Genomic DNA, 18,635 nt, shown 5'->3' on the forward strand with positions numbered 1-18,635 from the left:
ACTGAGTAACACTGTTGCTGTAAATGATACGCTGGCGGGTCGCCCGATTCGCTTACTTCACAGCTCGGATCCGCGGACCTGACAAACGACGACGCTTCACGTAACTAAGCCAACACCCAACGGACGATCACTGCTGTGTAAGAGCGGCCAATGCCGCAGCCGCAGCCGATGTCCGGTTCTCGACGCCCAGTTTGCGGAAAACCGGTTCGAGATGCTTGTTCACAGTCCGTGGGCTCATCGACAGAATCTGGCCAATCTCCTGATTCGTCTTGCCGCGGCTCAACCAGAGCAGAACTTCGGCTTCGCGATCCGTCAGACCAAAGCTTTCCTTAAGTATCCGGCGATTCAGCTCTTCATCATCGGGAATCAATCGCAGCAGAAATTCACCGGGCGCGGGCCGCCCTAAAAAGCGCAGCTGCAGTCGGATATCACCAACCTGCAGCCTTAGGCTGTCATTGCGATCTGGCTGGTTTGTCAGCCAGTGCAACGCCTGTGTCTGCAGCGCCGAAGCAAGCGAGGTTTCGTCCAGTCCTGCAGTATCCAGCAGAGACAATGAGCAGCGGGTCTGCCACAGAAGCGCGCCGTCGGTATTACACGCAAAGGCTGGTTGCCCCATTTCTTCCAACGCCATACGGGCACTTTTGGTTTTGCGGGAGTTACTCAGATGAACCTGAACACGGGCGAGCATCACTTCGAGATTCACGGGCTTGGTCAGGTAATCGACGCCGCCCAGCTCGAGGCCACGCACCACGTCATCGGGATCACTCAGACCGGTGAGAAATATCACCGGAATATCTTCCAGATCGGCATCGGCTTTTAATGCACGACAAGCCTCGAAACCGTCCATATTCGGCATCATGGCATCCAGCATAATAAGATCAGGCGGCATACGACGGGCAATATTCAACGCCTGCGCTCCGTCCATCGCGACCAGTACGGTATAACCTGCGCTAGCCAGGGCTTCGTTCATAAAAGCCAGTGATTCTGCGGTGTCATCCGCAACGAGTATCAGCCCCTGGCTGTTATGACCGACCATGATCAACTACCTTTCTGTTCATGGAAATAATATCGTTAAAGCGGAAACTGCGAAGCAGAGCTTCGGTTTCACGGGCGTATGCTGCGGTATCGTCAGAGGCTTTTAATGTTACCAGTAACTCTTCGATGCCGCTGACATATCCAAGCTCCGCCATCTCAATCATCTGGCGGGCGTGAGTCACGCTGACTCCCGGTTCAGTGACTGTCCTGGTCGTTACCTTCTCAGCATCACTTTCGTAGACCCAGGTGAGACCCAGAGCGTTTCCGACTTTCTGCAGCAGGACCTGATCACGGATGGGCTTGATCAGGTAATCGTTGTTCAGTCGCTCCTGCGGGTGCTCGGCAGCCCCCTGCCCTGCGGCCGATAGTTTATCTTCCGCATCGGCAGACACCATAATCACCGGCTTTATAAATCCGGACTCCCGTATTTCACGCAGGAATTCCCAGCCGGTCTTGCCGGGCATAGAGATATCTAACAAAACCAGATCAATCTGCGGGTCATGAATAATGCCAGCGGCAGAGAAGGCGTCTGTCGCCTCCAGTATTCTAAACCCGGCCGGTTGCAGAATTTCACTGACCAGACCGCGGTGGGTGGCATTATCATCAACCACCAGAATCGTCTTCGCAGGCCCTTCGTAACCGCTGACTGCACGCTCACTGCGGCTGACAGGCACTGGATTGGACACACTCGATAACATCAGTGACAAGCGGAATGTACTGCCTTTTCCGGGTTCACTTTCCAGCGATATCTCGCCTCCCATAATATCGGACAGCAACTGGCTGATGGTCAGGCCCAGGCCGGTTCCCGGTTGCTGAACCGTGCCGGGTTTTCTGATCCTTTCGAAAGGCTGGAAAATACGTTCGCGTTCTTCTTCCGCAATACCGCTGCCGGTGTCCGACACGGTAAATTCGGCGACCTGACTGCGGTAACGCACCTTCAGGGTCACACTGCCCTGCTGGGTAAATTTCACCGCATTCGACAGCAGGTTAATCAATATCTGACGCAGGTGTTTTTCATCTGTGCGGACAACCTCCGGCAGATAGCGCGGTGGCTGATAATTAAATTCGATGCCTTTTTCTGCCGCCTGAAGACGGAACATCTCAGTGAGTTCCTGCAGCAGGCTGTGAATACGGACTTCGTCGCGACGTACTTCCAGTCTGCCCGCTTCAATCCGGGAAATATCCAGCAGCCCCTCAATCAGATCGGCAAGGTGGTCTCCACTGCGCCGGATCAGCGACACTTTGGCGCTCTGGCGACTGTTCAGTGACGCATCTTTTTCGAGCAATTGTGCGTACCCAAGAATCGAATTCAGCGGGCTGCGCAGTTCGTGACTGATGCCTCCGAGGTAGCGGCTTTTCGCCAGGTTCGCAGCTTCAGCCAGCTCTTTGGCCTCCTGCAGCGCGCGGTCCGTAATTTCGTGGGCGGCGATTTCCCGGGTAAGCAGTTCGGTCTGGCGGTTTGCCTCGCCGAGCGCCAGCTCCCGGCTTTCGTTCGCCAGCACAAATAACCAGATCAGGACGCCTACGATAATCAGCAACAACAGATACACCTGAATTAAGGTGCTGCTGAGCAACAGCCGCCCACTGTCTTCAATCGGAACCTGCATATACACCAGCCAGAAGAGCAGGCCGACCACGCTGCCAATAATGGTCAGCAGGCCGGTAAACTGCAGCAGCCCCGGGCGCATTCTCTGAGCCAGCGACTGGGGAAGAATGGCCGTCAGCAAGGCTTCAATCTGGTCACTGAAGCGCGCCCGGTCTTTGCACTGATCATGACAGCGGGATTCCAGCGTACAGCAGAGTGAACAGATATGTCCTTTGTACGCCGGACACGACGCCATATCTTCAGCATCAAAGTCATTGTCGCAGACCACACAGCGGTGCTGTGCCTGTACCGGGGTCAGCTGAATCACATCCCGGGCGAGGTAGAAACGCCCTCGTGTTACCAGTGCAATCACCGGAGAAGTAACAAAGGCCGTCAGCAATGCCAGATACGGCGACAAGGCGCTGGCTTCTGGCCCGGCGACGCCGACATAACTGAAAATACCGACCAGCGACGCCAGAATCATAGACCCAAAGCCGACCGGGTTAATGTCATACAGGTAGGCCCGCTTAAATTCGATATGGTTCGGACTCAGCCCCAGCGGCTTATTAATGATCAGGTCGGCCACAAGCGCTCCTACCCAGGCCACGGCAACGTTGGAATAAATCCCGAGGATATGTTCCAGCGACTCGTATACCCCGAGCGCCATCAGCATCAGCGCAATCATCACATTGAAAAACAGCCAGACAACCCGGCCCGGGTGGCTGTGGGTCAGACGCGAGAAGAAGTTTGACCAAGCAATAGAGCCAGCGTAAGCATTGGTCACGTTAATTTTTACCTGACAGAGCACCACGAAGATGCCCGTCAGGGCGAGAATCACCAATGGCGATTCGGTCAGGTAACTGAACGCAATGATGTAGAGCTGAGTCGGATCAGCAGCATCCGATACCGGCAACCCATGATTCAGCGCCAGCACCGCCAGAAATGATCCCGCAAGAATTTTCACTACGCCTACAAGAATCCAGCCTGGCCCTCCCATCAGGAGTGCCGCCCACCACCGTCGGCGCGTTCGCTTATCTGGTTCAGGGAGATAACGCAGAAAGTCGACCTGCTCTCCGATCTGCGCGATCAGTGAAAAAATAACTGCAGAGGCAGCACCAAAATAGTACAGGTTAAATCCACCGCCCTGTTGCGGTGCAGGATTCTGAATGCCCTCAAACTGCGACCAGTCTCCGAGCATGCTGCCCTCGTGCCAGAGAATAAACACAAAGGGCGCCAGCTGCAGGGCTAGCCAGAGCGGTTGGGTCCAGAGCTGGAAGCGGGAGATAAGGGTTATCCCGTGCGTCACCAGAGGGATAACCACCACCGCGCTGATAAGGTATCCCGCCCACAGAGGAAGCCCGAACAGAATATCCAGTGCGGAGGCCATGATGGCCGATTCCAGTGCAAAAAAGATAAAAGTAAACGAGGCATAGATCAGCGAGGTGACGGTCGATCCGATGTAACCGAAGCCGGCACCACGGGTAAGCAGGTCAATGTCGACGCCATCCCGGGCGGCGTAGTAGCTGATGGGAATCGCTGTCAGGAAGATAATTGCAGAAACAACCATCACCGCCAGCACTGTCGCCTGAACACCATAAATCAGGGTAATGGCAGCACCGATCGCTTCGAGTGCAAGAAATGAAATCGCGCCGAGGGCCGTATTAGAGACCCGCGCAGCAGACCAGCGCCGGGCATCTTTGGCGGTAAAGCGCAGGGCATAATCCTCCAGGGTCTGATTCGCTACCCAGCGGTTATAACTGCGTCGGTTTGTCAGCGCCTGTTGCGCCATGGTCTGTCCCCCGTGTGTTGCAACCTCCTGTTTTATTGTTATTCCTGGTTTTTCTCTGACTACTGAATCACGTAATCACGTACCGTGCCAAGCGGACTACGTCATTTGACGTACCCCGGGAGGGTCATTCGGCGAATGTTACTGATGCCGCCAAACAAGCATTCTGCAAAGGCATCTGCAATTCCAACCACCGAAATGAGGCCTGACTATGAAGCTACTCAACCTCGAAACAACCGCTCTTGTACGGCGCGGCTTTCTGAAACACCTGCTCGCAGTACCTGCCGCTCTGGCACTCGCGACCACCAGCCTGCCCACCATGGCAGACAGCGCGAATACTACCGGCCTGGCCGTCACCAAAGATACGGTGAAAGTCGGTATTCTGCATTCCGTCACCGGCACAATGGCCATCAGTGAAACCGGCTCTGTACAGGCTGAAAAGCTTGCTATCGAACAGATCAACGCCATGGGCGGTGTACTGGGTCGTAAGATCGAATACATCCAGGAAGACGGTGCCAGTGACTGGCCAACCTTCGCCGAAAAATCGAAAAAACTGCTGGTGAACGACAAGGTTGCAGCGGTCTTCGGTTGCTGGACGTCCGCTTCCCGTAAAGCCGCTCTGCCCGTGTTCGAGCAGTATAACGGTATGCTCTACTATCCGACCTTCTACGAAGGTCTTGAGCAGTCACCTAACGTGATCTACACAGGTCAGGAAGCGACCCAGCAGATTCTCGAAGGTCTCGACTGGGCATCCCGTGAAAAAGGTGCGAAGAAATTCTACCTGCTCGGCTCCGACTACATCTGGCCACGTACCTCCAACAAAATTGCCCGTAAGCACATCGAGAATAAACTCGGTGCCAAAGTCGTGGGCGAAGAGTACTACCCGCTGGGTCACACTCAGTTCAACTCGGTGATCAACAAAATCAAGCTGAAGAAGCCTGACGTTGTATTTATCTCAGTGGTGGGCGGTTCTAACGTTGCTTTCTACAAGCAGCTGAAAGCCGCGGGCATCGACATGGGTAAAGAGAAGCCTCTGTTCCTGACCATCTCAGTGACTGAAGATGAAATTCTGGGCATTGGTGGTGAAAACATTGAAGGTATCTATGCCTCAATGAAGTACTTCCAGTCTCTGCCGAACGAAAACAACACCGCCTTCGTAAAAGCCTTTAAAGAGCGCTGGGGCGACGACATCGTGATTGGTGACGTAACTCAGGCAGCGTACCTTGGCCCATGGCTGTGGAAAGCGGCGGTAGAAAAAGCCGGCTCCTTCGATATCGACAAAGTGCGCGCTGCGTCACCGGGTATCGAGCTGACGACTGCTCCTGAAGGTTATGTCCGCGTTCACGAAAACCACCACCTCTGGTCTAAAACCCGCGTTGGCCATGCCCAGCCAGATGGCCAGTACAAAGTGGTTTACGAGAGCTCTGAGCTGATCGAGCCTGATCCATTCCCAGAAGGTTACCAGTAAGACTCACCGCAATATCTAAGTCTTATCTGATCTGAAAAAGCGGCCCTGTCCCCAGTACTTCAAGTACAGACATCAAAGACAGTGGCCGCCACCAACCACCGGGGAGAAACATCATGTTTGCCGAATATACCGCGGCCGAGCTGACCTCCATTTTTGCCATGCAGGGTTTTGCCGGTCTTATTCTCTTTTCTGTTTTTGTTCTGATGGCGCTGGGTCTGGCAATTATTTTTGGCCAGATGGGCGTGATCAATATGGCACACGGCGAATTTATGATTCTCGGTGCTTACACCACTTACCTGATTTCCAATCTGTTCGCAGATTATCTGCCTGGAATTTATTCCAGTTACTTTTTTATCGCCATGATCGTGGCCTTCTTTGTCACCGGGGCACTCGGGGCCTTTGTCGAATGGGCGATGATCCGTCACCTGTATCACCGCCCGCTCGACACTCTGCTCGCCACCTGGGGTCTGAGTCTGATCATGCAGCAGTTTTACCGCACCGTATTTGGCGCGCGTGAAGTTGGCGTGACACTGCCAGACTGGCTGATGGGCTCAATCGCCGTCACTGACATGGTAGAAATTCCGATCAACGGTCTGTTTGTGATGGGCCTCACCATCGTCATTACCGTCGGCGTTGCTCTGATGATGCAGAGATCGCACCTGGGTAAGCAGACACGCGCTGTCGTACAGAACCGTCCTATGGCTGCTGCCGTGGGTATTAATACCGAAAAAGTCGACCGCCTGACCTTCGCATTGGGTTGCGGTATTGCCGGTGTTGCTGGCTCGGCCTTCACTATGATCGGCTCGACCGGCCCGACTTCCGGCCAGCTCTACATCGTGGATACCTTCCTTGTGGTCGTCTTCGGTGGTGCAGCCAGCCTGCTCGGTACTGTGGCCTCGGCCTTCACCATTTCTCAGGCTCAATCCACCATGGAGTTCTTCCTCTCTGGTTCGATGGCCAAAGTGCTCACCCTGCTTGTTGTCGTTGGCATTCTGATGCTGCGTCCACAGGGCCTGTTCACTCTGAAAGTACGTCGCTGAGGGGGTTGAAAATATGAATAAAGTCGCAGCATTTATCGGCAAAAATCAGTACAGCCACATGATTATTCTGGCGCTGTTACTGCTCGTTGTTCTGCCATTATCTCTCGATATTTTCCGCCTCAATTTAGTAGGCAAATATCTCACCTACGCCTTCGTCGCACTGGGCCTTGTGCTCTGCTGGGGTTACGGCGGTATTTTAAGTCTCGGCCAGGGCGTGTTCTTTGGTCTGGGCGGTTACTGCATGGCGATGTTCCTCAAGCTTGAGGCATCGTCTCCTGAAAACACGGCGATTCAGTCAACGCCAGGTATCCCGGACTTTATGGACTGGAACCAGCTGACGGCCCTGCCGTGGTTCTGGGAGCCCTTCCACAGCTTCACCTTTACTGTGTTCGCTGTGATTCTTGTACCGGCTATTTTCGCCTTCATTATTGCCGTCGCCATGTTTAAACGTCGCGTCGGTGGTGTGTACTTCGCGATTATCACTCAGGCCGTGGCTGCCATTATGACCATCCTCATTATTGGTCAGCAGGGCTACACCGGTGGTGTGAACGGTATTACCGACCTGCGCACTCTGCACGGCTGGGATATCCGTACCGACGACGCAAAATACATTCTCTACTACGTGAATGCCTTGCTGTTGTTCCTGTGCCTGTTCGTGGCGGCTTTTGTCATCAAGAGCAAACTGGGCCGCTTACTCGTCGCAATGCGCGAACGGGAAGACCGTGTGCGTTTCTCGGGTTACGACGTGTCCGCCTTCAAGATCTTTATCTTCTGCCTGGCAGCAGCGATCTCAGCCATCGGTGGCGCCATGTTCACCCTGCAGGTCGGCTTTATGTCACCGTCGTTCGTCGGCATCGTGCCTTCGATTGAAATGGTGATTTTCTGTGCCCTGGGCGGCCGCCTGTCCATCCTGGGTGCGGTGTACGGCACTCTGCTGGTGAACTACGCAAAAACCAGTTTCTCCGAAACCTTCCCTGAACTCTGGCTGTTCGCCATGGGTGCACTGTTTATCGGTGTTGTGATGGCCTTCCCGAATGGTCTGGCCGGTATCTACCAGCGTTACATGGAGCCATGGCTGCTGAAGCTCAGCAAAAAAGATGAATCACCGTCAGCACCCGCTGTGGGCGCGTCGGAAAAAGCACCAGAAAGCAGCGATGAGCCAATGACTTCTGAGGAGCGTAAACATGCTTGAGTCAACCAAATCCATCCCAGCGAAAGACTTTGTATTGAGCGTTGAAGGCCTGACCGTCTCCTTCGATGGCTTCAAAGCAGTGAATGATTTATCGCTTTACGTAGAAGAACAGGAAATCCGCGTGATTATCGGCCCTAACGGGGCCGGTAAAACCACGGTACTCGATCTGATCTGCGGCCGCACCAAGGCCACCGAAGGCTCAATTAAATTTAAGGGCAAAGAACTGACCAAGCTGAACGAGCACCAGATAGTGCACGCCGGTGTGGGTCGTAAATTTCAGAACCCGTCGATTTATGAAGACCTGACGGTGTTCGAGAATCTGGAGCTGTCTTACCCACGTGGGCGCAATGTCTGGGGCGCCCTCTTCTTCCGCCGCGATGCCGAAGTCGTCGCCAAAGTAGAAGAAATTGCCGACATGATTTTCCTCGGCGACAAACTCGATATGTCAGCCGATCTGCTGTCGCACGGCCAGAAGCAGTGGTTAGAAATCGGCATGCTGCTGATTCAGGATCCGGAGCTGCTGATGCTGGATGAACCGGTGGCGGGCATGTCAGTCTCCGAGCGCAAACAGACTGCCGAACTCCTGCAGCGCATCACCAAAGACCGCTCAGTACTGGTGATTGAACACGATATGCAGTTCGTCGCAGACATCGCCGATCGGGTCACTGTACTGCACCAGGGCAAGGTCCTCTCTGAGGGCTCGATGGACCGGGTGCAGTCTGATCCGAAAGTTATCGAAGTTTATCTGGGTCACTGAGGAAAGCCGCCATGATGCAATTAACCGATTACTCCGTTGCCTACGGTCAGAGCACCATCATTGATGGCATGAACCTGACGCTGAACAAGAACGAGATCATCGCCATCCTGGGTCGTAACGGCATGGGTAAAACCACGCTGATGAAGTCTCTGATCGGCATGATTCCCAGCCAGGGCGGCAAGGTAACTCTCGAAGATACCGAAATTACGCCGATGAAAAGCTACCAGCGCGTCGGGGCAGGTCTGGGTTTTGTACCTCAGGGGCGGATGATCTTTTCCACCATGACGGTCGAAGAAAATATCGAAACCGGCCTCACCAGTACCGGTAAAAAAGAGATCCCGTCGGATCTTTACAGCATCTTCCCGGTGCTGGATGAAATGAAACACCGCCGCGGTGGCAACCTCTCCGGCGGTCAGCAACAACAGCTGGCCATTGCCCGTGCGCTGGCCAGTAACCCCAGTGTACTGCTGCTGGATGAACCCACCGAAGGTATCCAGCCAAGCATCATTAAAGATATGGCGCGCACGCTGAAACAGATCCGTACCCAGCGTGGGCTGTCGATTCTGGTATCTGAGCAGGTGCTGAGTTTTGCGCTTGATGTTGCTGACCGGATTCTGGTGATTGAGAAAGGAAAAATTGTACTGGATGTACCTGTGGAAGAAGCCGACCACGAAACCATTTCCAAGTACTTATCGGTTTAATTTTTTCTTATCTGAAAACTGGAGAGTTTTTTATGCGTCATGGTGATATTTCAAGCAGCCCCGATACCGTCGGTGTCGCCGTCGTTAACTACAAAATGCCACGCCTGCACACAAAAGAAGATGTGCTGGAAAACGCCGGAAAAATAGCCGACATGATCAAAGGTATGAAGGTCGGCCTGCCAGGGCTTGATCTGGTCGTATTCCCGGAATACAGCACCATGGGCATCATGTACGACGAAGAGGAAATGTACGCGACCGCAACGACGATTCCTGGCCCAGAGACCGATATTTTCGCTGCAGCCTGCAAAGAAGCCGACACCTGGGGCATCTTTTCATTAACCGGCGAACAACATGAAGAACACCCGAATAAAGCACCCTACAACACCCTCGTTCTGATCAATAACCAGGGAGAAATTGTTCAGAAATACCGTAAGTGTATCCCCTGGTGTCCGATCGAAGGTTGGTATCCCGGCGACCGCACGTACGTCAGCGAGGGCCCTAAAGGCCTGAAAATCAGCCTCATCATCTGTGACGACGGTAACTATCCGGAAATCTGGCGCGACTGCGCGATGCGCGGCGCCGAACTGATTGTACGCTGTCAGGGCTATATGTACCCGGCCAAAGAACAGCAGATCATGATGGCCAAGTGCATGGCATGGGCCAACAACTGCTATGTCGCTGTTGCGAACGCCACTGGCTTTGACGGTGTTTATTCCTACTTTGGTCACTCAGCACTGGTCGGCTTTGATGGCCGTACGTTAGGCGAATGCGGCGAAGAAGATATGGGCGTGCAGTACGCGCAGTTGTCGGTCTCTCAGATCCGCGATGCCCGTGCCAATGACCAGTCTCAGAACCACTTATTCAAACTCCTGCATCGCGGCTACAGCGGTGTTCACGCCTCCGGCGACGGCGATAAAGGCATTGCCGACTGCCCGTTCGAGTTCTACCGCACCTGGGTCACTGACGCAGAAAAAGCACAGGCCGATGTGGAAGCCATGACACGCACCACGGTCGGTGTTGCCGATTGCCCGGTCGGTAATCTCCCTGTGGCAGAACGCAGCATGGAGGCCGGCGAGTAATCGCCGGAGCCAGCATGGTCTTCGCTAACGAACGTTTACGGGAACAGACACGAAGCGCTAAGCCGTCAAGAGTTGCGCCGTCCCGGTTTGCGTTTAATCCGTCGGACGTCGCCACCAGCCTGCGGGCGCACATCCGTGGTCAGGACGAGGTGATCAACCGGCTGGAAGATCAGCTGAATGTTATTGCCAGTGGTCTGTATGACGAGCGCAGACCGCTTCTGTCCGCACTGTTTATTGGCGCAACAGGCACCGGAAAAACAGAGACAGTACGTCAGCTCGCTAAGGCGATTCACGGGCGCACTGATGCTTTCTGCCGGATTGATATGAACACTCTGTCGCAGGCTCACTACAGCGCCGCCATCACTGGCGCTCCTCCGGGCTATGTCGGCAGTAAAGAAAATCTCAGTCTGTTTGACGATGACCTGCTGTGCGGCACATCGACGCGCCCCGGCATTGTGCTTTTTGACGAAATTGAAAAAGCCGATACCTCAGTGGTTCGCGCCCTGATGAACGTGCTTGATAACGGCGTACTTAAACTTGCGTCGGGACAGAAGTCTCTGTCATTTCACAACACCCTGGTGTTTATGACCAGCAACGTTGGCAGCCGTCAGGCCGACCGCCTCGGCTGGCTGGAACAGCTTCCCGGAATGAATCGCCCTGCGGTTTATAAACGTGCCCTACTGCGCCATTTTGATACCGAATTTATTAACCGTATTGGCATTGTCGAATACTTTTCGGCGCTCCCGTCTACGGCGTTACCAGGTCTCGTTGAGCAGCTCGAAAGCGGGCTGAATGAACGACTGAAAAAGCAGCAGCTGTCTATTGCCATGGATAGCCATGCGCGCCTTTTCATTGCCCAGCACGCGGATACCAAACGTTATGGCGCGCGGGCTTTAGAGCGGGCTTTCCGCGATCACGTTATTACAGGAGTGGCGCGTTTTATTCAGACAGCGACCACCGCCACCACGCATCTTTGCCTGAAGATCAGCGCCAATCATCAGAGCCTGATTTTCCGGCCGGAATATTCTGCCGACGACGCAGAACACACACTGACTACCCCTACCAGCCTTTCGGCGACCCAAGGAGAAAACCATGACTGATACCATCATTAAAATTGATCTCAGTAAATCCGCCTATGACAACGATCAGGTGCACAACCGCTGGCATCCGGACATCCCTATGGTTGCGACAGTGAAGCCCGGCGATGACTTTATCGTTGAATGTTACGACTGGACCGGTGGCCAGATCGAAAATAACGATGATGCCTCTGACGTACGTGATGTTGACCTCAGCCAGGTGCACTTTCTGTCTGGCCCGATTGCCGTAGAAGGCGCAGAACCCGGAGATCTGCTGGAAGTCGATATTCTTGATATTGGCGCCTTCGCCGAACAGCAGTGGGGCTTTAACGGCTTTTTCTCGAAGAAAAACGGTGGCGGCTTCCTGACTGACCGCTTCCCGGAAGCGCAGAAATCCATCTGGGATTTCAATGGCATGATGACCAGCTCACGTCATGTACCGGGCGTTGAATTCGCCGGTATTCTGCACCCGGGCCTGATTGGCTGTCTGCCAGATAAGAAAATGCTGGATATGTGGAACACCCGCGAAAAAGCCTTAGTCGATACCGACCCTGAGCGCGTACCTGAGCTGGCGACACTCCCTTACGCTGAAACCGCGCATATGGGTCGTATGTCCGGCGATGAGAAAATGCAGGCAGCGGCAGAAGCCGCCCGTACTGTGCCGCCACGTGAGCACGGCGGTAACTGTGATATTAAAGACCTGACGCGCGGCGCAAAAGTCTATTTCCCGGTGTACGTTGATGGTGCCGGCCTGTCAGTGGGTGACCTTCACTTCAGTCAGGGCGACGGCGAAATTACCTTCTGCGGCGCGATCGAAATGGCTGGCTGGATTCATATGCGCGTGAATCTGATTAAAGACGGCATGGCGAAATACCAGGTGAAAAACCCGATCTTCAAGCCAAGTAAAATGGTTCCGAAGTATGACGACTACCTGATTTTTGAAGGTATTTCTGTCGACGAAGATGGCAAGCAGCACTATCTGGATACCAGTGTGGCTTACCGTCAGGCCTGTCATAACGCCATTAATTACCTGACGCAGTTTGGTTACAGCGAAGCACAGGGTTACGCCATTATTGGATGCGCACCAGTGCAGGGGCACATCAGTGGCGTGGTCGATATTCCAAACTCCTGTGCCACCCTCTGGCTGCCGACGGACATCTTTAAATTTGATGTGCAGCTCAATCCTGAAGGGCCTAAGAAACACCTCGACGGCAGCGTCGATATTCCTAAAGCACCTGACCTCGATTAAGGAGCAGTATCATGCCTCTCTATGATTACAAATGTCCTGACCATGGTGTTTTTCAGGAACTGGCTTCGATGGAGCACCATGACAAACCCGCGTTCTGCCCGCAATGCAAGACTCTGTCTGCGCGGGTCATCGTGTTGCCACCCGAAGTTGCCAACATGATCAGAGAGCGGCGTGAAGCCATGGAAGCTAATGAAAAGGCGAGTCACTCACCTGAGGTGATGACCGCCAGTGAATTCCACGAACGCGAAAAGGAAAAGCAGGAGCGACGTGCTCATAAGCACGGCAGTTCATGCGGTTGCGGAAGCCAGAAAAAGCGTCAGAGTAATCTGATGTATACGGCGGAAGGCAATAAGATGTTTCCATCAATGCGGCCGTGGATGATCAGTCACTGAGTCCCATCAGTGTGTTGAGATTGCCCCGGCAGACGCCGGGGCCTTTTTTACCGCCAGGTAAGAGTCTTAACCGCGTGGCTTGCGGTCGCGATCGCCGCCTTTGCGGTGTGGCTTACGAGGTGCCGAATCACGGTCACGACGAGGGCCATTACCATTGCCCCCCCCCGGACCATTACGACGCGGCGGACGGGAGGATTTTCCACGACTTTCCGGAATATCACTCTGGTTGAATACCCGCAGCTCCATAGAACGACCACAGACTTTCGCTTTCTGCAGCGTATTCATCACATGCGGAGGCATGCCCGCCGGCAGATCGATCACGGAATAGCTTTCCAGAATCTCGATATGGCCGATGAATTTACTTTCCAGATCTGCTTCGTTAGCAATCGCACCCACGAGGTTACCTGGGCGCAGGCCGTCGTTGTAGCCAACGTTCACCATATAGCGGCACATGTTCACATCCGGCTGCCCTTTTAACGGCAGTGCGCGGGTATCAGGAACGGCCTTACGCGAACCACGTTCCTGACGCTGGCCGCGATCACGACTGTCGCGGTCGTTGCGATCGTCATTATCGCGTTCACGGCGCGCTCTTTTTTCCATACGCTCGTCGGCTTTTTCGTCGAGGAACAGTGGCTTATTGCCCTGGAACAGACGGGCACAGGCGGCCGCAACATCCAGCGCGTCTACCGGGTGCTCGGTCAGGATACTTTCAATAATTTCACGGAACGGCTTGTTCTTTTCTGCATGCAGCGCATCCATAATCTGAGCACGGAAACGTTCACCACGTTTTGCGTTAACCTGCTCTGCAGAAGGCAGCGGCATTTCTTCGATCGGCTGGCGGGTGGCACGCTCAATATCGCGCAGCATACGTTTCTCGCGACCGCGGACAAACACAATCGCTTCACCTTCGCGGCCCGCACGACCGGTACGGCCAATACGGTGAACGTAAGACTCGGTATCCTGAGGAATATCGTAGTTAATCACGTGACTGATGCGCTCAACGTCCAGACCACGAGCCGCAACGTCGGTCGCCACGATCATGTCCAGCTGGCCAGCTTTCAGTTTTTCGACCGCACGTTCACGCTGCTGCTGCGGAATATCACCGTTCAGCGGCGCACACTTAAAGCCATTGGCGACCATAAAGTCGGCAACTTCTTCTGTGGCTTGCTTAGTGCGTACGAAGATCATCATGGCATCGAAATCTTCAGTTTCAGCGATACGCAGCAGCGCATCGTTTTTATGCACTGGGCCAACAAACCAATAACGCTGACGGATCTTATCGTTGGTCGTGGTCTTGGCTTCGATTTTTACCTGGACCGGATCATTCAGGTGGGTTTCCGCGACACGCTGAATTTCGCGAGGCATGGTGGCAGAGAACAGAGCCACCTGACGCTTTGACGGCGCCTGCTCAAGAATCCAGTTCACATCGTCGATAAAGCCCATGCGCAGCATTTCGTCAGCTTCATCAAGCACCACGGCTTTGATATCCGCCAGGCTCAGAGTGCCACGACGCAGGTGATCCATCACACGACCCGGGGTGCCGACCACCCACTGTGGGCCACGCTTCAGTTCACGCAGCTGGCTACCGTAATCTGTGCCGCCATACACCGCAGAGACTTCGATGCCCGGCAGATAACGGCTGTAGGATTTCGCGGCTTCAGCAACCTGCTGTGCCAGTTCGCGGGTCGGTGCCAGCACCAAAACCTGTGGCGAACGGAAGTCCGGATTGGTACGTACCAGCAGTGGCAGTGCGAACGCTGCGGTTTTACCGGTACCCGTCTGGGCCATACCCAGAACGTCACGGCCTTCGAGCAGTGTGGGAATACTGTTTGCCTGAATAGCAGAAGGGGTTTCATAACCCAGCTCTTCCAGAACGCGGAGAACGGGGAAAGGAAGGCCCAGGCCCGCAAAGCCTGTGCTTGGAGCATCACTCATAGTTGTCATTACCTGTAGTCGGTGGTCGCAGGGCCGGACCGTGGGTGGATCACTACTCGTCAGATCTCCGCTAACTTCAGGATGACACGGCTGAGCCCAATAAAAGGGCGCGGAGTATAACGGAAAGGCTCGACGATTTCCTGCATTATTTATGCATAAGCAGCCTGACTTTATGCAAATCTGCTGCAAGCCGACGACTCAGGGAGTACAATCGCGCCCCCATACAACTATTAACCCCACTGCAGTCATTGCTGCAGCCTCAGGAGTAATCTACGTGCTTAAAGTAAATGAGTATTTCGACGGTAAGGTAAAATCCATCGCTCTGCAGACCGAAACTCTGCCAGCAACCATTGGTGTTATGGAGCCAGGTGAATACGAATTCGGTACCAGCCAGAAAGAAGTGATGACGATTGTCTCTGGTTCAATGGACGCACTGCTGCCAGGTGCCAGCGAATGGGCCACCTTCAGCAACGGCGATTCGTTTGAGATTGAAGCAAACGTGAAGTTTCAGGTTCGTATGAGTGGCCAGACCGCTTACTTTTGCACGTACGAGTAACAGTGACAGGCCTGCTGCTCGCAGCAGGCCTGCCTTCTCAGGCAAGCGTCAGTTCGTTCACTGGCACCGGACGACTGAAGTAGAACCCCTGATAGGTCTCGCAGCCGTTCTCCCGCAGGAAATTCAACTGCGCTTCTGTCTCTACCCCTTCCGCCAGTACTTTCAGGCCCAAACCACGCGCCATGCTGATGATGGTGTTAGTAATGACCTTGCCCTCTTCTTCGACTTCCACGCTCTGAACAAAACTGCGGTCAATCTTGAGCTTATCAACACGATAACGATGCAGATAAGCCAGCGACGAGTAGCCCGTGCCAAAGTCATCAACGGCAAGCGCGACACCCAGCTTTTTCAGCCCGGCAATGGTCTCAAGTACCTGAGAACTCGGTTCAAGTAAGGCACCTTCGGTGATTTCCAGTTCAAGCCAGGCTGGATCAATACCCGTCACCTGCAGCAGGCGACGCAGACGTTCAACCAGTCCACCCGCCATAAAGGTGGGTTGCGTGATATTGACGGCCACCGTAATCGGATCAATACCGTCTGCCTGCCAGCGGGCGATCTGATGACATGCCTGCTCCATCACCCAACTGTCGAGATCTGGCATCAGGCCATTATCTTCAGCCACAGGCAGGAAACGTCCCGGCGCAATCAGTCCCTGAGCCGGATGGTGCCAGCGGATCAGCGCCTCGACCCCCACAATCCGCCCTGAATCCACGGCAACCTGCGGTTGATAATACAGTTGCAGCTCATCGGTTGACTGCAGCGCAACACGCAGCTGGTTACCGAGTTCCAGGCGATCCGATACCGCCTGGGTCATCTCATTGCTGTAAAACTTATAGTGATTGCGACCATGTTGCTTGGCCTGATACATCGCCACGTCGGCGTTACTCAGAAGCTGAGTGACGTCGGAACCATGATCAGGAAACACCGTAATGCCCATGCTGGCCCCGATGTGCAGCTCCTGCCCGACGCCCACATCAAACGGCGTGCGTAACAGATCGAGAATAATGTCAGCGACGTTGGCCACCTGTTGCTCAGACACAACGTTTTCCAGCACTATCACGAAATCATCACCACCCTGACGGGCGACGGTATCCGAATCACGCAGGCGCTGACGCATACGCTGCGCAAATTCCTGCAACAGGCGATCGCCAGCCGGGTGCCCAAGGCTGTCATTAATATGCTTGAAGTGATCGAGGTCGATGGCAATCACACCGACTTTGCGACGCTTAACGGTTGCTTCATTGATGGCACCCTCAAGACGGCTGAGTAACAGTGTGCGGTTCGGCAGATTGGTTAACGAGTCATAATTCGAGAGATGCTTCAGCTGCTGCTCAGATTCTTTTATCCGCGACATATCCGAGAATACGCCAACAAAATGCGTCACCTCGCTTTGATCGTTACGCACTTCTGTAATCGTCAGCCACTGAGGATAAACCTGGCCATTTTTACGCTTGTTCCAGATTTCACCGCGCCAGTATCCCCGTTCTGCCAGCTGCTTATTAATACGCGCATAAAAATCCGGGCCATGACGCCCCGACTGCAGCAGGGACATGGATTTGCCTGTCACTTCACGCTCGGAATATCCGGTAATAGTGCTGAAGGCAGGGTTAACGGCTTCAATGTTGCGCTGGGCATCGGTAATAACCACGCCTTCCATGGTGTACTCAAACACAGTGTTGGCCAGCCGTAAGCGGTTTTCCCGTGCTTGTTTTACCGTAATATCCTGCACCGATCCGACGCGGCCGATCACCTGGCCCGAACCATCGACAATCACTTCTGCCCGACCGTGAATAACCTTCACTTTTCCGGAAGGCGGGACAATCCGGTAGATCATGTCGGAAGGTTTACGTTCGGTCATACTCTCGGTGAGAGTGCGCGCTACGCGTTCGATATCTTCGGGGTGCACAAATTCGAAATAGCGGGCCAGGTTCACGACTTCTGTGCTTTCATCCTGCTCAAAAATCGCGGCGGCCTGAGGTGTGATGGTAATCCGGTCGTTAAGAACATCGTCATGCCAGGACCCTATGTTCGCGAGGCGCTCTGTCTGTCGCAGCAGCTGTTCGCGCTCTTCGAGCGTCCCCATAATGTGCATACGATCCTGCAACAGATAACAGAGTTGAGCGAAAGTACCGAGCTGTGCACAACGACGGGTGGTGAGATCCGGTACGCCATGATCAAACGTCAACAGCAGATAGCCGGTCAGACCCGTATCGTTAATCACCGGGATACGGCTGAGGCGCTCCCCGCCCAGACATTCCCGCACACGTTTCTGTGCAGCTGTTTCATCGGCTTCGGAACTGGTCCCGGCAGCAATACCTTCGCCCAGGTCCTGCCAGAAACCGGCGACCGTTTTTTCCAGATCATCGGGCGTGTCATAAGCAACGGACACCAACATCTCCGGACGTCGCGTCAGTAACTCAGGCGCAATATATATAGTGACACTGTGTGCTTTTAACAGGCGCGCAATCTGTAACAGCGCACCTTCAATATCAGAATTTAACGTTTCTGCACGGGTCGTAAGAAACACCCGCATAGAACGTTCTAAAATCGTTTCAAGGCGTACATCTGACGCTCCGAAACGTCCGCCTTTATCTGTCCCCGCTCTGCGGGCTTCATTTTCAATTCTTTGCCAGCCTTCACTGGGCTTATACTTTCCATCGGCCGCCGATGCCAATGCATTCATGCTACTACTCCACGAACCTTCGATGACCACCTGATTCTCTCCGTGAATGCATTGTTTCGTTCTGCTCTCATACCAGAGAGCGATACTCCTGATGTATGAGT

The 18,635-nt window shown here is 54.1% G+C and carries 14 protein-coding genes; 10 read left to right on the forward strand and 4 right to left on the reverse strand.

Features of this window, described 5'->3' with window-relative positions:
• Window positions 1–127: 127 nt before the first annotated feature.
• Window positions 128–1,036 (reverse strand): response regulator transcription factor, encoded by a 909-nt coding sequence (locus Q1L85_RS07115; protein ID WP_300424522.1) that lies wholly within the window; start codon window positions 1,034–1,036, stop codon window positions 128–130.
• Complete coding sequence (locus tag Q1L85_RS07120; RefSeq protein WP_300424524.1) at window positions 1,023–4,409, reverse strand: ATP-binding protein; 3,387 nt, start codon at window positions 4,407–4,409, stop codon at window positions 1,023–1,025. The genes Q1L85_RS07115 and Q1L85_RS07120 overlap by 14 nt, the downstream gene beginning before the upstream one ends.
• 208 nt (window positions 4,410–4,617) lie before the next feature.
• On the opposite strand from Q1L85_RS07120, the gene urtA reads away from it, so the two are divergent.
• The 9 genes from urtA to Q1L85_RS07165 all read left to right on the forward strand — a co-directional run bounded on the left by urtA (window position 4,618) and on the right by Q1L85_RS07165 (window position 13,360).
• Window positions 4,618–5,874 carry an urea ABC transporter substrate-binding protein gene (urtA, locus tag Q1L85_RS07125; protein ID WP_300424526.1) on the forward strand — a complete coding sequence of 419 codons (1,257 nt, stop codon included), beginning with the start codon at window positions 4,618–4,620 and terminating at the stop codon, window positions 5,872–5,874.
• 113 nt (window positions 5,875–5,987) lie between these two features.
• The gene (gene urtB, locus Q1L85_RS07130) at window positions 5,988–6,914 is read left to right on the forward strand and encodes an urea ABC transporter permease subunit UrtB (protein ID WP_300432715.1); all 927 of its coding nucleotides are present in this window, start codon (window positions 5,988–5,990) and stop codon (window positions 6,912–6,914) included.
• A gap of 13 nt (window positions 6,915–6,927) precedes the next feature.
• On the forward strand, window positions 6,928–8,106 hold the full coding sequence (urtC, locus tag Q1L85_RS07135; protein ID WP_300424530.1) for an urea ABC transporter permease subunit UrtC: 1,179 nt from the start codon (window positions 6,928–6,930) through the stop codon (window positions 8,104–8,106).
• Entirely contained in the window at window positions 8,099–8,863 is a 765-nt protein-coding gene (urtD, locus tag Q1L85_RS07140; RefSeq protein ID WP_300424532.1) for an urea ABC transporter ATP-binding protein UrtD, read from the forward strand. The genes urtC and urtD overlap by 8 nt, the downstream gene beginning before the upstream one ends.
• A gap of 11 nt (window positions 8,864–8,874) precedes the next feature.
• Window positions 8,875–9,564, forward strand: a complete 690-nt coding sequence (gene urtE, locus Q1L85_RS07145) for an urea ABC transporter ATP-binding subunit UrtE (protein ID WP_300424533.1) — start codon at window positions 8,875–8,877, stop codon at window positions 9,562–9,564.
• A gap of 32 nt (window positions 9,565–9,596) precedes the next feature.
• On the forward strand, window positions 9,597–10,643 hold the full coding sequence (locus tag Q1L85_RS07150; protein ID WP_300424535.1) for an aliphatic amidase: 1,047 nt from the start codon (window positions 9,597–9,599) through the stop codon (window positions 10,641–10,643).
• 14 nt (window positions 10,644–10,657) lie between these two features.
• Window positions 10,658–11,743 (forward strand): AAA family ATPase, encoded by a 1,086-nt coding sequence (locus Q1L85_RS07155; RefSeq protein WP_300424537.1) that lies wholly within the window; start codon window positions 10,658–10,660, stop codon window positions 11,741–11,743.
• The gene (fmdA, locus tag Q1L85_RS07160) at window positions 11,736–12,968 is read left to right on the forward strand and encodes a formamidase (protein ID WP_300424538.1); all 1,233 of its coding nucleotides are present in this window, start codon (window positions 11,736–11,738) and stop codon (window positions 12,966–12,968) included. Before Q1L85_RS07155 ends, fmdA begins: the two co-directional genes overlap by 8 nt.
• Window positions 12,969–12,979: 11 nt before the next feature.
• Window positions 12,980–13,360, forward strand: a complete 381-nt coding sequence (locus tag Q1L85_RS07165; protein ID WP_300424540.1) for a zinc ribbon domain-containing protein — start codon at window positions 12,980–12,982, stop codon at window positions 13,358–13,360.
• A gap of 66 nt (window positions 13,361–13,426) precedes the next feature.
• On the opposite strand, the gene Q1L85_RS07170 is transcribed toward Q1L85_RS07165, so the two are convergent.
• Window positions 13,427–15,295 (reverse strand): DEAD/DEAH box helicase, encoded by a 1,869-nt coding sequence (locus Q1L85_RS07170; RefSeq protein ID WP_300424541.1) that lies wholly within the window; start codon window positions 15,293–15,295, stop codon window positions 13,427–13,429.
• 274 nt (window positions 15,296–15,569) lie between these two features.
• On the opposite strand from Q1L85_RS07170, the gene Q1L85_RS07175 reads away from it, so the two are divergent.
• Window positions 15,570–15,851 (forward strand): pyrimidine/purine nucleoside phosphorylase, encoded by a 282-nt coding sequence (locus Q1L85_RS07175; protein ID WP_300424542.1) that lies wholly within the window; start codon window positions 15,570–15,572, stop codon window positions 15,849–15,851.
• A 37-nt stretch (window positions 15,852–15,888) separates the two neighbouring features.
• Here Q1L85_RS07175 and Q1L85_RS07180 read toward each other — a convergent pair whose 3' ends face one another.
• Entirely contained in the window at window positions 15,889–18,534 is a 2,646-nt protein-coding gene (locus Q1L85_RS07180; RefSeq protein WP_300424544.1) for a bifunctional diguanylate cyclase/phosphodiesterase, read from the reverse strand.
• Between the last annotated feature and the right edge of the window lie 101 nt (window positions 18,535–18,635).

The sequence above is a fragment of the uncultured Thalassolituus sp. genome (assembly GCF_950066645.1).
Lineage (GTDB): Bacteria > Pseudomonadota > Gammaproteobacteria > Pseudomonadales > Oceanobacteraceae > Thalassolituus.

Bases quoted from the DNA above. Each gene is read 5' to 3' on its own strand.
- Q1L85_RS07115 (WP_300424522.1), bottom strand. From the start codon at position 1,036: ATGGTCGGTCATAACAGCCAGGGGCTGATACTCGTTGCGGATGACACC.
- Q1L85_RS07120 (WP_300424524.1), bottom strand. From the start codon at position 4,409: ATGGCGCAACAGGCGCTGACAAACCGACGCAGTTATAACCGCTGGGTA.
- urtA (WP_300424526.1), top strand. From the start codon at position 4,618: ATGAAGCTACTCAACCTCGAAACAACCGCTCTTGTACGGCGCGGCTTT.
- urtB (WP_300432715.1), top strand. From the start codon at position 5,988: ATGTTTGCCGAATATACCGCGGCCGAGCTGACCTCCATTTTTGCCATG.
- urtC (WP_300424530.1), top strand. From the start codon at position 6,928: ATGAATAAAGTCGCAGCATTTATCGGCAAAAATCAGTACAGCCACATG.
- urtD (WP_300424532.1), top strand. From the start codon at position 8,099: ATGCTTGAGTCAACCAAATCCATCCCAGCGAAAGACTTTGTATTGAGC.
- urtE (WP_300424533.1), top strand. From the start codon at position 8,875: ATGATGCAATTAACCGATTACTCCGTTGCCTACGGTCAGAGCACCATC.
- Q1L85_RS07150 (WP_300424535.1), top strand. From the start codon at position 9,597: ATGCGTCATGGTGATATTTCAAGCAGCCCCGATACCGTCGGTGTCGCC.
- Q1L85_RS07155 (WP_300424537.1), top strand. From the start codon at position 10,658: ATGGTCTTCGCTAACGAACGTTTACGGGAACAGACACGAAGCGCTAAG.
- fmdA (WP_300424538.1), top strand. From the start codon at position 11,736: ATGACTGATACCATCATTAAAATTGATCTCAGTAAATCCGCCTATGAC.
- Q1L85_RS07165 (WP_300424540.1), top strand. From the start codon at position 12,980: ATGCCTCTCTATGATTACAAATGTCCTGACCATGGTGTTTTTCAGGAA.
- Q1L85_RS07170 (WP_300424541.1), bottom strand. From the start codon at position 15,295: ATGAGTGATGCTCCAAGCACAGGCTTTGCGGGCCTGGGCCTTCCTTTC.
- Q1L85_RS07180 (WP_300424544.1), bottom strand. From the start codon at position 18,534: ATGAATGCATTGGCATCGGCGGCCGATGGAAAGTATAAGCCCAGTGAA.